9 protein-coding genes are annotated in these 14,359 nt (G+C 54.4%); 3 read left to right on the forward strand and 6 right to left on the reverse strand.

All coding sequences use genetic code 11. From position 1 onward, the window contains the following. Positions 1 to 75: 75 nt before the first annotated feature. The 4 genes from FH871_RS12590 to FH871_RS12605 form a co-directional block, all read right to left on the reverse strand. Complete coding sequence (locus FH871_RS12590; RefSeq protein ID WP_229317252.1) at positions 76 to 2,721, reverse strand: ABC transporter permease; 2,646 nt, start codon at positions 2,719 to 2,721, stop codon at positions 76 to 78. Further along, the gene (locus FH871_RS12595) at positions 2,718 to 3,053 is read right to left on the reverse strand and encodes a PadR family transcriptional regulator (protein WP_138991780.1); all 336 of its coding nucleotides are present in this window, start codon (positions 3,051 to 3,053) and stop codon (positions 2,718 to 2,720) included. The genes FH871_RS12590 and FH871_RS12595 overlap by 4 nt, the downstream gene beginning before the upstream one ends. Before the next feature lie 457 nt (positions 3,054 to 3,510). Continuing rightward, complete coding sequence (locus tag FH871_RS12600) at positions 3,511 to 4,266, reverse strand: LytTR family DNA-binding domain-containing protein (protein WP_138991781.1); 756 nt, start codon at positions 4,264 to 4,266, stop codon at positions 3,511 to 3,513. After that, positions 4,244 to 7,363: a two-component regulator propeller domain-containing protein gene (locus tag FH871_RS12605; RefSeq protein WP_138991782.1), complete on the reverse strand. Its 3,120-nt coding sequence runs from the start codon at positions 7,361 to 7,363 to the stop codon at positions 4,244 to 4,246. The genes FH871_RS12600 and FH871_RS12605 overlap by 23 nt, the downstream gene beginning before the upstream one ends. 221 nt (positions 7,364 to 7,584) lie before the next feature. On the opposite strand from FH871_RS12605, the gene FH871_RS12610 reads away from it, so the two are divergent. The 3 genes from FH871_RS12610 (at position 7,585) to FH871_RS12620 (ending at position 11,194) form a co-directional block, all read left to right on the forward strand. Continuing rightward, on the forward strand, positions 7,585 to 8,202 hold the full coding sequence (locus FH871_RS12610) for a cupin domain-containing protein (protein WP_138991783.1): 618 nt from the start codon (positions 7,585 to 7,587) through the stop codon (positions 8,200 to 8,202). A 51-nt stretch (positions 8,203 to 8,253) separates the two neighbouring features. Next, entirely contained in the window at positions 8,254 to 8,868 is a 615-nt protein-coding gene (locus FH871_RS12615; RefSeq protein WP_138991784.1) for a hypothetical protein, read from the forward strand. Between the two features lie 103 nt (positions 8,869 to 8,971). Next, a complete protein-coding gene (locus FH871_RS12620; RefSeq protein WP_171062834.1) occupies positions 8,972 to 11,194 on the forward strand; it encodes a VWD domain-containing protein in 2,223 nt (740 codons plus the stop codon). A gap of 9 nt (positions 11,195 to 11,203) precedes the next feature. Here FH871_RS12620 and FH871_RS12625 read toward each other — a convergent pair whose 3' ends face one another. Next, positions 11,204 to 11,941 (reverse strand): carboxypeptidase-like regulatory domain-containing protein, encoded by a 738-nt coding sequence (locus FH871_RS12625; protein WP_138991786.1) that lies wholly within the window; start codon positions 11,939 to 11,941, stop codon positions 11,204 to 11,206. A gap of 126 nt (positions 11,942 to 12,067) precedes the next feature. After that, entirely contained in the window at positions 12,068 to 14,260 is a 2,193-nt protein-coding gene (locus FH871_RS12630; protein ID WP_138991787.1) for an alpha-galactosidase, read from the reverse strand. Positions 14,261 to 14,359 lie beyond the last annotated feature (99 nt).

Consider the following 14,359-nt stretch of genomic DNA (forward strand, 5'->3'; position numbering starts at 1 on the left):
AGTTTATCAAAGACTCTCTGGTTAACCGCCGGGCGGCCCCGTCTGATTTCCTTTGATAAACTCTGTGTGATAACCTCACTCACTCTTCAACACCTTCGCCGGGTTGCTCCTTGCTGCTTTCAAGGTTTGTGACCCGATGAGCAGGAAAGCCAGCGCCATGACGACCAGCACGCTCATCAGCAATTCACTCAGCCCGATCGGCTGGTGATACACGAATTTCGTCAGGATGTACTGGTCGAAGAAAAGGTACGTGACCGGCAGTGCGATTAGGGTGGCAATGAACAACAGTACCAAAAAGCCCTTGCTGAGGTGAAAGATCAGCCCCCCTTCGCTGGCGCCCAGCACTTTGCGGATGCTGATCTCTTTCAGCCGGGTTTCCGTCGTGAAAACCACCATGCCGAACAGGCCCATCGACGCAATGCAGATGGCCAGGAAGGTAATGAAACCGATCACTTTCACCATGACGTCAAATTGCTTATAAGCTTCTTCAATCTGGTCATCGTAGAACACGGCTTTCAACGGATGCACTTTATCGATTTTCCGCCAGGCCTCTTCGATGCTGGACAGGGCCGCCGGGTAATCTTCGGATTTGATGCCCACATTCAGATAACCACCGGGTTGGTCGGCAGAATACCGCAGGACGGTCGGTTCAATTTTGTGATCCATCGTGCCGTAATGAAAGTCTTTTAAAACCCCCACGATTGTCAATGGTTTGTTGTCCAGAATCACCTGCTTGCCGACTGCTTCGGCCGGGTTGCGCTTCGCCAGGTGAAATCGTTTCAAAACCTGCTCGTTTACAATAACTTCCGTTTCGTTGCCGCTGAGCGGACGGTTTTTGAAATTAGTACCGGCAACAAACTGATGTCGATGGAGCGGAATGTAATTTTCATCGACAAAGTTTTGCCACGCCATCGCCGAATCCTTTCCTGCTTTGTCCTGGTATTTCATCTGGGTTCCGTACAGGCTCCCCAGGCTCGTGATCATGCTTGAGGTGGCAATTTGTCGTACTGCCGGAATTTCGGCCAGTTCCTTTTTCAAAAGCGAAGGTTTATTCCCCTGCATCCGGATGTTCAGGATGTTTTCGGTGGTAAAACCCAGATCGAACGACAGAAATCCCCGGTATTGCCTGTAGCCGATCAGGGTTGCCGTAATAAAGATCAGTGAAAAGGTATACTGGATGACAATCAATGCCCTGCGCAGGTTGACGTGCCGAAATACTTTCAGCGAAGAGGCATCTTTCAGCACCTGAACCGCCTGGATTCGGGCGAAAAACAGCGCGGGAATGAATCCGGCAGCCAGGCCAACTACCACAGCCATCGCGAGAAAGTACAGAATGAGTTGGGGAGAAAGATCAAGCGAAACCACATCGGCCAGCTGGGGGGCCAGCGAAAGGAACTGGGTTCGCAGCACTAAAAACAGAAGGAATGAAAAGACCAGCGCCATCACGGAAATAATGACCGACTCGGCCAGAAACTGACCCAGCACGTGGCCTCTTAGCGCCCCAACGATTTTGCGAATGCCCACCTCGCGCGACCGACGCATCGACCGGGCAATGGAGAGGTTGGTGTAATTGAAACAGGCCGATAGGATGACAACGAACGCCAGACCGATCAGCACCCAGACCACCGTTTTTGGAACATTGACGCCAATCTCATTGGACAACCGCCCGCCGAGAACAATGGTGTCCATCGGCTGGAGCGAAAGATTGATTTTCTGACGATCAAGCAGCGCATTTTCGGCGGCACAAAGCCGATCAAGTCCGGCCTGAATGGCGGACAGATTCGCGTTTTCGGGGAGCGTCAGGTAGATGTAGTTTTGGTAGATGTTATTCCAGTCCATGAGACCTCCGTCCGAATCGGCTTTTTGTCCGAGCATCGACGACAATGAAATCAAGGCTTCAAACCGCATGTGCGACAGTTTTGGAATGTTTTTGAGAACCCCGGTAACCGTGTAATTCAAGGTGTCGAATCGGACGGTTTTTCCCATCGCTTCCGCTTCGCCAAACAGTCTTCGGGCGGTTTTTTCAGTGATGACCAGCGAGTAGGGTTCCTTCAGCGCGGTGGACGGATTTCCTTTGAGCAACGGGAACGTAAAAATCTTCAAGAACGACGGATCTGCCCACGTGGCCTCCAGCGGAACAATGGTTTCATCGCTGACTTTCGCATCGCTGTAAAACCCGCGACGGATCAGTGTAACGTCTTCAACGCCCGGAATCGTTTCCCGAATTTTGAAACCCGCTTTTAGGGAAGTGGACGCCAGATCCATGACAGATTTGTCCGCCGATTCGTTTCGGGTCAGAACTCGGTACGTCCGATGCCTTTTTTCCTGAAACTGGTCGTAGGAAAACAGGTCGGTCAGAAACGCGATCACCAGCAAACCGACGGACAGGCTGACGGCCAATCCGATGATGTTGATGAAGGAGAATAATTTGTTGCGCACCAGACTGCGCCGGGAGGTTTTGAGGTAGCTGCCGAGCATGAGCCAATGAATGATAAGGTTGAGGAATTTGGGTTTGCGGATGGTATACGGTCTGAAAAATTTTAGTGCATCGAGGATGTAAATCCAGCGGGCGCGCCGGACGCCTTTGGTGGTCAGGTTCCGTTCAAAATATTCGTTCATGTCGCCTTCCAGATCTTCGAGCAAGTCGGGTCGGCAGTACCAGCGGAGCAGATTACGGGCCCAGCGCGGTGGTTCAGGGGGTTTTTGGGTAGTCGTCTTCATACAGTACCCTCCAGATTAAAACCGGGAATAATGCGCCAGAGGGCTTCGCGAACCTCCTTGGAACGCGTCAGGGCGACTTTTCCGGTGTGGGTCACTTCGTAGTACCGTTTGCGTTTTCCACCCCGGGCGTTGGTCGCTTCGCCCATCCGGCTTTTGACCAGGCCTTTTTCTTCCAGGCGGTTCAACACGGCGTGGACCACCCCCAGCTTGGCGGCTCTGCCGGTGTATTTTTCCAATTCGTCGCAAATGGCCACGCTGTAGGCATCGCTGATGAGGGCGGCAATGGTCAGCAGCACCAGTTCCTCAAATTCTCCGAGATTCGTCCCCTTCATGGGCTCGTTGGTTATGCGGTTTTTATTAATTCACCAAATGTATGTAAAATGGATTTATTAATTCATGAAATGTATGTAAAATGTTTTGGGCAACGGACGAACCTACACCGCCCGAAAAGCCCAACGGGCTACCCATCATTAGCCCCGGATGCAATCCGGGGGACATAACAGGCGCCGTTTTAGTCCCAACCCTGAAAGGGTTAAATAGGATGATGGTAGAAGGGATTCAACCCTTTCAGGGTTTATACACGGTTTGGGGTGACGCGTTCCCAAATCCCCGGATTACATCCGGGGCTAGTGATGATCAGCCCGTTGGGCTTTGTTTGCGGTGTGGGTTGACGCCTATTCCATTCCCCGGAATGCATCCGGGGCTAATAATGATCAGCCCGCGGGGCTTTTTTAGGGCGGTGTGGTGAGGTCCGGTCGTTTGAATAACCGTCGGTCGGGAGCCGAAGGGTTAGCCCGGTTTGGAGAAAAAAGATTGCCGGATGCGCCGGGACATCCTGATGGCCGTGCCGTTCGTTAACTGAACCGTTCCATCCCGGTCGATCTGTTCGACAAACTGCAGGTTGACGAGGTGGGATTTATGAACCCGCACGAAATCGTGTTCACGCAGCATGGTTTCGAACTCCTTCAGGGTTTTGGAAGCACAAAACCGGCGGTTTCCGCTGAGGTAAAAGAACGTGTAATTGTTGTCGGCTTCGCAGCGGATGATGTCGGCAATGGTCAGGAGGTGCATGCCTTCGGTGGTCGGAATGGGCAGTTTGTGCTGACTCGGGTTGGGCGTTTTGAGGTTATGAACCAGGTTTTTGATCAGAACACCGGGCGGAATCGGTTGCGGTTGTCGGCGCAGAAACTTGTCGAAGGCAATCCGCAACTCATCAATATCGATCGGTTTCAGCAAATAGTCCAGCGCACTCACTTTGATGGCCTGCAAGGCAAACTGGTGATAGGCTGTGGTGAAAATAACGTCGAAGTCCCAGCGGCTGGCACCCCAGGTGTCAATGGCATTTAATACGTCAAAACCGTTCAGAACCGGCATTTCGACGTCCAGGAAAACCAAGTGGGGCTTGAAGGAACGAATGAGGGAAATGCCTTCCTGCGGACTTAGCGCGGTTTTGAAGGCCGTGATTTCGGGCAGGTATTTCCCCGCCAGAATTTCCAGGACGTGGCAGGCTCGGGGTTCGTCGTCAATGACCAGGGCGCGATACATAGGCAGTGGGATAGAGGGGGCTGGCCCGGACGGCAATCTGGGTAATGATCGGTAAGTGAACCCGGACGCAGGTTCCGGCAGGGTGTCCTTCAGCGTCGACCAGGTCGTCAATCTGCAAGGTTCCGCGCCCGTGACCCGCCGGTTCGAGCAATTGCAAACGTTCCGTAACCAGCGCCAGTCCGCGGGTGGTGCGGGTCACCAGTTTTTGGGCCGAAAGCGCAGCCGCACGTTGGCGACCGACACCGTTGTCTTCAATCAGGCAGGTCAACGTCTGGTCGTCATTTTGCCGGAGTTCCAGCCGAAGCTGGCGCGGTTCCGACTGGTGAATGAGGCCGTGCCAGATGGCATTCTCGACCAGCGGTTGCAGGAGGAGGGACGGTATTTGCCAGTTTTGTGTATCGATGGCCGGGTCAACGTCGATGCTGTAGTGCATCGGCTGATCGAAGCGCATGGATTCCAGTTCCAGATAAAGCCGTATCAATTCCAGTTCGTGTTGGATGGCGTGAAAATTCCGGGCGGATTCTTCCAGTACCATGCGCAAGAGCCGCGAAAACTTCGACAAATACCGGTATGCCGCATCGGTATGGTCGGCCAGAATGCATTCCTGAATGGAGTTGAGGCAGTTAAAGATAAAGTGCGGGTTCATTTGTGCCCGAATGGCCCGGGTTTCCAGCTCGGCAATCAACTGGGCCAGGCGGTTTTTCTCCATTTCCCGGCGCTTGATTTGCTGTTCGCGGTACCGAATCAATCCCCAAACACCCAGGCACAGTCCGGCGAGTACCAGCGCGATAAACCACGTTCGCTGCCAGATGGGCGGTAAAATCTTGAACGGAAACGAAACGACGGAACTCCAGATTCCATTGGCCGAGGCCCCCACCATCCGAAAGGTATACGAACCCGGTTTCAGACCCGCGTAGGTTACGGACCGATCGCTGCCCGCTGCCTGCCGCCAGCTTTCGCCACTGCCGTCGAGCCGAAACCGGTAGCGGTTGAAAGACGGATTGACCAGACTCGGCAAGGCAAAACCGAACGTCAGGGCGTTCAGGGAAGCTGGTAACTGGCAACGAACCGGCAAACCGCTGCGGGCGTCGCGGCTTTCGGCATACTGAAAAATGGCGTCTTTCCCGTCGCGCAGCCGAACCCGCGTAATCAGGCTGGACGGCGCTTTCCGGATTGCATCGAGTTGCCGGAGCGGGAAGCGCAGCAGTCCTTCGGAACTGCTGATCCAGAGCGTATCGTTCGGATACTCAAACAGATGCGGGTTTTGAAACGACTCGCCGAAAAAACCGTCCTTGTAGTCAAAATTGCGGATTTGGCTGGCGGCTGCGTCGGGAATCAGGCAGGTTAGGGCCGTTGACCCGCCCGCCCAGATGCGTCCCCTGCTGTCCACCAGCACATCATTGAAGGTATTGGAAGGCAAGCCGTCGCGGGTGGTGTATTGGCGGATGGGGCGGAAAAGACCACCCACGAACTGACCCTGTAGCAGCCCCTGACCTTCGGTCGCCAGCCAAACCCGGCCCAGTTTATCAAGGGCAATTTTGCGGATGGAGCGAACCGTCACCGGCCCGATGGTCAGACGGTGGTGCGTAAATTTTCCGTGTCGAAAAGAAACCAGACCGTAGTCGCTGGCGAGCCAGAGCGTGCCGTCCGGTGCGGCCAGTCCCGAATAAAAAATGGTGAACTTGTACCGGTTGGTGACCGGTTCGTAAAACCGCAGCCGATACCGTCGATCTGCCACGCTGTCAGTCCGAATGTGCGTAATGCCGACGTCGCCCACGGCCCACAGGTTGCCCGACGGATCGGGGAAGATGTCGTTGAATCCTTCATCGCCCAGCCCGTCGGCGGCCGTGTACTTTCTGGCGGTTTTGCCGTCGAACGAAAACAGTCCCTGGTAGGTGGTGGCCAGCCAGAGCATTCCCCGGGCATCCTCCCGAATGGCGCTGATCCCGGCAATCGTTGTCAGATCCCGGCCCATTTTCTGAAGCTGATTACCTTTTCGGACAAACAGCCGACCGTGGGGCGCACCGACCAGCAGTTGACCCCGGAATTGACCCAAACCGCTGATTTCGTTGCCAGCCACCGAGTTGGGGAGGGGAAACCGCTCAAAGCCCGAACGCCGGAGTTTGAGCAGCCCTTCGTTGGTGGCAATCCAGAAAATGCCTTCCTGGTCGAGCAGCAATCTGGTGAAGCTGCCGCTGGTTTTTCGGTATAAATTGATTTCCTGAATGGGTTGTGCATCGTTGGCGCCCTGGCGATAAAGCCCGTAGGAGAGGTGCCAGAACTGGTTATTCTGCCAGACAACATCGCTGGAAATCCGGTCGGTCAACAGCCGCTCTTCCTGCCCGTTTCGGAGCCGGATCACACAGGGCAGGCCAAGGGTGGTGAACATCAGGTCGTTGGATGACCGCACGGCCAGCGACTGGATCTCCACTTTGGTTCCCGGACTTTGCCAGATTCGTTCCAGCGGTTTTTCCGGTTGGTAGCGGAATAAATCGAACTTTCCGCCGATGTAGAGCCGGTTTTGCTCATCGAAAGCCAGCGAAAATACCCGCCGATCCGCCAATTTCGGAACCCATTTTTCGTAATCCGGCAAGGCCCTGGGGTGAACGGTCGCGCCAGGATTGGCGGTGAGGGTTTGCAGATCCGTTTGATCGATCCGGTAAGCCCCGCTGCTGGTGGCGCACCAGAGGTTCTGCCGGTGATCGAAGAGCAGGTGATTCATGCGCACGAAACGACCAGTTTGCAAACTCCGAACCGCGTGAGCGATGCCGTGTTGAACCACAAACAAACCGTCTTCCGTTCCGACCCACAACTGCCCGTTGCGGTCTTCCGTGATGGCATTGACCAGGCCCAGCCACCGTCCTTCCTGCGCCACGCTGATGGTTTCAAAACCGTAGCCGTCGTAGCGAACGAGTCCGATGTCGGTGCCCAGCCAGAGGTAGCCGTTAGCATCCCGGAACAGGGCATGAATATCGGAGGTCGGCAAGCCCTGACGCAACCCGATGGTTTCGATCACAAACGACTCCGTCTGTCCCTGCGAAAGGAAGGGCAACAGGCTCATCATCAACCCCATCAACAGCCGGGTAACACGCTTCATATCCGAAAAGGCTTTCGCCCACAAGGTACACCCGGATTTCTACGTTGTCAACGCCCGGCTGCGCCGTTTCCTCAACCGCAGCGTCCGTTCCCTCAACGCATTGGATTTTAAGCAAGTCCGCAACCACCTTGGGGTCAGATTGCCCCAGCTGCCCGCGTAGTGAAAAAGAACCTGACAGCCTGTTCAGGCCAGCAGGTTCCGGAAATACTAATTGATCTTTTATGGAACGTCGTGATTTTCTTGCGGCAACGGTCGCATCCGGTTTGTTTTCAGGGTTCCCTTCGGCTGCTTTGGCCGATCAGTCCGGACCCGGTGAGCGCCTGCTCCCTTTTTACCTTCCGCCCGCGACCGAACCGCTGTTGCCGGGTCCACAGGGAATCGGCATTCGAACCCGGGTTCGCCAGCGGCAGACCAATGGCCAATATTCCAGTGTTGAGTTTGTGGTCGGTCCGAAAATAATGGGTCCGGCTCCGCATCTTCACGAAGCCCTCGATGAGTTGATGTATGTGCTGGAAGGAACCGTCAGTGTGCTGGTCGGTGAGGAGGTTTTTCAGGTTCAGGCGGGGGGCTGGCACCTGCGTCCGCGCGGGATCGTCCATACGTTCTGGAACGCAACCGACCAGACCGTCCGCGCCCTTGATATGTATTTCCAACAGCCGTTTGAAGACTATCTGGAAGCCGTTTTTCATACCCTTCCCCGGGAAGCGCAGGCGAAGGGATTATCGATGGATGCCCCGGAAATCCGGGCCAGGCACCGGGCATTGGCGGAGCAGTTCGGAATGAAAGGGTTTCCTGAAAAGCGGCAGGCTCTCGTGGAAAAATACGGACTCAAGGGCTAAAACAACCCGTGTTGTACCCAACGCCCGGTTATCGTAAACTGTTAGAAAGCAATGGCAAAAGGCAAAACGATTCTCTTTTTTTTATTCGGTTTGGCGGTCATTAGTGGGGGCATTTACGCGTGTAAATATTACTTCAGCTACCGGAACGACCTGGCGGATCGTCCTTGGGCCTATAGCGAAGACAAGGCTGCCCATTTGCTGGTGGGCGAATGGCAGGGCGATTTTCGGGACCCCGACGGCGTGCGGAAAACCATGCGACTTGAGATTCTGGTGCCGATGACGGAAGAGGAACGGGCCAAAAAAGCCAGCCGCCGAACCCGGCGCCGAAGAGGGTTGGGTTCCCGATCCGATCAACAGCGGTTCGACGGTTTTGCCACGGTCACCAGTCAACGCGGCATTGAAGAATACGAATGCTACGGTGCGGTTAGAGACAAAACCGGAGGCCGGCTCAACACGGTTCATTTTCGAGCATTGGATGAAAAGCAGCAACTGCGCAAAAATTTCAATGTCCTGTCGGCGGTCGATGGCGGGCAGTGGCAGAACGATAGCCTGATGCTCACGCTCTCTTTTACGTACACAACGGCCACCGGTTCGGGCTATTCGAGCAGTGCCGACCCCCGGTTTGATAAAAAAGTAACTGTTTATTTTTTCCGCATGAAATCATGAAAAAACTTTCGGCTTTGAGCCTTTTCCTGGCGGTTTCATCGATTGAGTAAGCGAAAGTAGCAGAATGATCAGACGCAAGTCCTATATAGAATCAGCAAAAGACATGGATCTTCCTTTCCAGAAAAAAAACGGGCGAATGGGTTTTCGAACCGCGCTCGGGGCAGCTTTGGTCTTCCTGTTGTTGCTCCCGCAATCCTGTAAACAGAAAGAAAACGATCTGGCGGCCACTTCCGACGGGCCGAAAGAAATCCGGTATCACCAGCTTATCATCGCGTGTACGGAAGCCGCAACCCAAAACAAGGGTGTGGCCATCCTGGATTTTCGGTTTGATGTGTATGCGAATCAGGAAGTGGCCGGTTTTATGTCGGCGCAATACCTGACCTACAAAACCACCCGCTTTACCGCCATCGATGCGGCCATTCAAATGGCCAATGCCGACATTGCCGCTAAAGCTGCCGAAGTCAGAAGTTTCGGAACCATGACTGATTTCATCGTCAGCCGACTCACGAAAGTCGCTGATTACAGTGCCACCCGATCCAATTTAAGCGAGAATACCATCTGGGGTATTCTGGCGAATGAAGAAACCGTACTGGCCAATTTGCACCGGAAGTCCAGCCTGTTTGATCTGGACAAATTCCTGGTTGCCCTGCTCGCGACGCCCGCCCGGGCACAGACGCTGGGACGAAATCAGGGCGTCAATTACCACAGTGAATATTTCTACTCGCCACCGCCCCAGCCCGGTTCGCCCTTGCCCGAATACCGGTTTGTCAATCCGGTTCCGCAGGCAAAAATGCCTTCCGATGCCACCCCGGTGCAGCGAAATTCGCGCGGAGAAACGCCCGCCGAGCAAGCGGCCCGTGAAGAAGCCGCCCGGGCAGCCGCCCAGGCCGCACGCACCAACCGTGGTCCGAGGAGTGTCAGCGATGCCTTCAACGGAATTTTTGATCGACTGGGTGACGCGCTGGGCAATGCTGCGGCTGCGGCAGGCCGGGCCATGGGTGACCCGCATGTCGTTACGCACGATGGGCTGGACTACGGTTTTCAGGCCGTAGGGGAGTTTGTCGCCACCAAAGGCGAGATGATTGAAATTCAGGCCCGGCAGGAAGATGCCTACAAGACCAACCGCGCAACCGTTACGACGGGGGTAGCAGCCCGCATCGGCAAAGATGAAATCTGTTTTCTGGTAAACCCCGCTTCGCTGGAAGCGCCCCGGCTTTTTGTCAACCAGAAAGAAACCGCGCTGTCCTCCTTCACCCAATTGACGCTCGCCAACGGAAACCAACTGCGGGTAGCCGCAAAAGAAAAGCTGGTGTTCACGAATGCCCAGGGCGAGGGCGTCACGATTCGCTGGAATACGCCCTACCTCGACTATGCCGTCATGCTCGGCGATACGCGCAAAGGGAATGTGACCGGCCTGATGGGCAATTTCGACGGGAATGACCAAAATGATTTTAAACTGGCCAATGGAACCGCCATCGAACGAAGCTTTCCGACGATCCACACCACGTTTGCCGATAGCTGGCGGATTACCGGCCCCAACTCCCTCTTTGTGTACGAAAACGGAAAAAATACCGATTCATATACAGACCGCACCTTTCCCAAAACGTTTCCGGTGATTGATCCCGAAAAATACAGATGGGCGGAAGGCGTGTGTCAGGCTGCGGGCGTCAACCGCCAGCCCGAACTCGGCCACTGCATTTTTGACGTGGCCATGACGGGTGATGAACGCCTAGCGCGGTCGGCGGTTTTGGGGCAGCAGGAGTTTCCGGCCAGCTCCGACATCCGCGTGTTCACCAACCTGAAACTGGACCTGAAAGAAGGGCAGTCGAACGACCCGCAAACCCGCAATTTACTGGATCTCGACAACGGCACATTCTACCGGTTTGCCGATGGCGCAAAAGTTGCATACGAAACCGATGTGGTGTTTGATTACTATTCCGGTCCCTGGTTTGCCGGGCCGCGGGCGGTCCAAAACTGCGGGGTTTCGTGCGGAGCCTACACCATCTGGCCGCTGATCAACCAGCAAAAATGGCCGTTTTTCGCGAACACCTTCCTGCGTTACACCACCATTCCGGCCAACCAGTGGGAAACATTCAGCGATGCCGTGGCACTGCGCAAAGCCTGGACCTTCGATGCGGGAGCCGATGAGAAGACGGAACTCGTCAAAGGACTGACGGATCTCAACACGTCGGCTCCACTCACGCCGTATTTATGGTCGTTTCGCACCCAGCAGGGCAAAAAGGGCCTGATCCGGTTCACGCAGGGCCAGGTAAATAAAGCGGGCGGAACGGCTTCGTTTGCATTCGATGTGAAAATTGAACGTTAAGCCGGCGTTCTATTCCGGCTCGGAAACTTCGATGTCCATTTTATACCGGCCGGTGGCACCGGCATAAGCGGGAACGAACAGCGTGGTGAGGGAATTCTGAAAACTCCCGACATTGCGAACGCGAACTTTCATGGGTTTGTTTTCGGGGACATACCGAGCCGTTATTTTGTACTTTCCAATGGGAACATCATCGATGTACAGGTAATCCGGTTTCTGAACAATCTTCTTTCCGGTGGTGCCGTCGATGAGTGGAGCGACAGGTTCCAGCGTAAGTTCCACATTCTCGGTGTCGTAGAAACCGATGGGCGTAAACACTTCGATTTTGCCGCCATACACCCCGTCGTCGCCGAAATTTCCGGTTCGCTCGCCGGTCAGTTTCAAGGTCATATTTTTAACGGCACCGTCGGAGCCGGCAAAAGCACCGTCGTCTTCCACGAACAGATCCAGCACGTAATTCTGGCCTTCGTACTTCATTTTGACGGTTCCGCGGGCATAAAATGAACCATTGCCGACTTCCAGTTTGTAGTTGCCTTTGGCATCGGTTTGCCCCAGCACGTTGCTGTTGTAATACTGGGTGTCATCGGCTACGATGTCGGCTTTGGCGATCGGTTTGCCCTGCGAATCGACCACTTTGCCGGATACGAAACCGGCCTGGGTGTCTCCCGGCTCAACGGGGTCTTTGGTCTTGGAACACGCAGAAAGGCTGAGCACGGCAACGGTCAGCAACGCGAGAAGGGATGGTTTCATGAGAAAGTCGGTTGTTTACTTTCTCAAATGTGCGGGCAAACCATCCCGAATTCATCCAAATTCGGTAGTAACTGACAAAAACCGGGGGTGAAATGGAAGTTTGAACCGGTGAAACGACCGCCGAACTCAATTCGCTTCCGTGATTTCCAGCACCACGCTGGCCCGGCGCGCATCGACCGCAGGGTTAAAGCCAACCGTCATCAAATAATCGCCCGAATAAACCGTCTGATTGCGGTTAATCGGTGAATTGGTGCCCGGATACACGTTTACTTCCTGAATCCGGTACTTCTTCGCCGGATGCAAACCGCTCAACCGAATGGCTCCCTGGCTGCCTTCCCGGTAGCGGTTTCCGACCAGGTAGTTAAACCACATGGCTTTGTCCTGTTTTTCACTCACGTACAGCAACGAAGCCATGTCGGAAGTCTGCGGGGAAACCAGCCGGAACAGGTCGCCTTTCCAGATTACCTCCTTCACCCGGCTGTAGGTTTTCAGCGCGTCCTGGCTGAAGGCCAGTTCTTTTTCGTCGAGCTTGCTTACCACAATATCGTACCCCATTTTACCCATCATGGCGACATCGGTGCGGAATTTGATCGGTTGTTTACCCCAGTCGGTGATGTGGTTACACATTGCGATGGCGGGAAAGAAGTAGGAGTAATTCCACTGGATGAAAATGCGTTCCAGACCATCGGTGTTGTCGCTCGGCCAGAATTCCGTAAAGTATTTCATGGCCCCATAATCGACCCGGCCACCTCCGCCGGAGCACAGCATCAGCGGCAGGGTTGGGTATTTCACCCGCAATTTTTCAAGCACCTTATACAGTCCCTGAACGTACTCCACATACAGGTGTGACGGGTTGGGGTTGGTCGCTGAATAGGCGTTGTAAATCACCGCATTACAGTCCCATTTGATGTAGCCCAGTGTCGGGTTTTTGGTCAGAATGCCGTCGACGACGCCGTAGACAAAATCCTGTACCTTCGGATTGGACAAATCCAGGACCAACTGATTCCGGAAATAGTATTCCGGGCGGTTGGGCAGTTTAATCACCCAGTCGGGATGTTTTTCGTAGAGTTCGCTTTTCGGGCTGACCATTTCCGGTTCCAGCCAGATCCCGAATTTGATGCCCGCGCTTTCGGCTTCTTTCACCAGATAGCCCAGACCGTGCGGGAGTTTCTGCTTGTTTTCCTGCCAGTCGCCGAGGCCGGTGTGGTCGTCGTTGCGGGGGTATTTGTTGGCAAACCAGCCGTCATCCAGCAGGAATAAGTCAACGCCCAACTTTTTGCCGTCCTTGAATAAAGTCGTCAGTTTTTCCTCGTTGAAGTCGAAATAGGTCGCTTCCCAGTTGTTTAACAGTGTTAACCGATTGCCTTCGCCCTGCGGAATGCGGTGTTTTCGCGCCCAGCGGTGCAAATTCCGACTAGCTTGTCCTTTGCCCGAATCCGAATACGTATACAGAAAAGCCGGGGTGACAAATTCCTTATCCGGTGCCAGCATATACTCCGAAGCATACGGATTAATGCCCGCAATCAGCCGCAGATTTTGCAGCGGATCGACTTCGAACTGAATCTGATAATTCCCCGACCAGGCCAATGTTCCGGCGATTACTTCACCGGTTTCTTCCTCCGCCGGTTTGTTCAGCGACAGCAGGAAGGAGGGCGGCTGGAACAAATGGGCGCGGGTTCCGAGCTTCGAATCGAGTACTTTCAGCCCCGCCGTCAATGGGATTTCTTCGGGATTCATCTCCTTCGCCCAGTCGCCGTGGAAGTGGGTCAGGTAATAGTTTTTTGCGGGGATGTAGAGATTGGCCGACGCGTATTTCTGCAAACGAACGGTTTTTTTCTCCGTATGGCGAATACTGGACCATTGTTCGATCACATCTTCCTGCTGATAGGCTTTGTAAAACAGCTTTACTTCAAACGGATACTGGGGATCTTTCAGGAAAACCGTGGTCAGAACAACGCCGTCGGAAACCGTCTGCGTTTCGTGCCGGACGTATTTGAGGTCGGAGGAAGGATTGCCGTCGGCGTGGGCAACCTGAAGCGCCGGTTCGAGCAAATTGCGTGCCCCCGCTGGCGTATAGGCTGAATTGTAAAGTTGCGTGTAATCTTCTCCGCGCTTTCCATTGTCTGATAAAAGGCCGTATTCGGCGGGAATTTGAAGCCGTTTTCCGAGGTGGATAATCGTGGGATCACCCGCTTTGTCGATCCGGATGACCAGCGCAGTCCGCTGGGTTTCGATGGCAATTTGGGTGTCGCCGGGGGCTTTCGGGTTGGCAACAGCGTTGAGGCAAAGAAAGGTTAGGAAAATGCAAAAGTTTCTCATGATAGCACGAAGTATAGGCCGCAAAGCTAACAAAAGTAACTGTACAGGGCTTAATCAAAACCGTACCGGGCCCAAAAACCGGCAAAATTTAACGGACAG

It is taken from the genome of Larkinella sp. C7, from assembly GCF_006149005.1.
Taxonomy (GTDB): domain Bacteria; phylum Bacteroidota; class Bacteroidia; order Cytophagales; family Spirosomataceae; genus Larkinella.

Coding starts and splice junctions, on each gene's coding strand:
- FH871_RS12590 (WP_229317252.1), bottom strand. CDS start 2,721: ATGAAGACGACTACCCAAAAACCCCCTGAACCACCGCGCTGGGCCCGT.
- FH871_RS12595 (WP_138991780.1), bottom strand. CDS start 3,053: ATGAAGGGGACGAATCTCGGAGAATTTGAGGAACTGGTGCTGCTGACC.
- FH871_RS12600 (WP_138991781.1), bottom strand. CDS start 4,266: ATGTATCGCGCCCTGGTCATTGACGACGAACCCCGAGCCTGCCACGTC.
- FH871_RS12605 (WP_138991782.1), bottom strand. CDS start 7,363: ATGAAGCGTGTTACCCGGCTGTTGATGGGGTTGATGATGAGCCTGTTG.
- FH871_RS12610 (WP_138991783.1), top strand. CDS start 7,585: ATGGAACGTCGTGATTTTCTTGCGGCAACGGTCGCATCCGGTTTGTTT.
- FH871_RS12615 (WP_138991784.1), top strand. CDS start 8,254: ATGGCAAAAGGCAAAACGATTCTCTTTTTTTTATTCGGTTTGGCGGTC.
- FH871_RS12620 (WP_171062834.1), top strand. CDS start 8,972: ATGGATCTTCCTTTCCAGAAAAAAAACGGGCGAATGGGTTTTCGAACC.
- FH871_RS12625 (WP_138991786.1), bottom strand. CDS start 11,941: ATGAAACCATCCCTTCTCGCGTTGCTGACCGTTGCCGTGCTCAGCCTT.
- FH871_RS12630 (WP_138991787.1), bottom strand. CDS start 14,260: ATGAGAAACTTTTGCATTTTCCTAACCTTTCTTTGCCTCAACGCTGTT.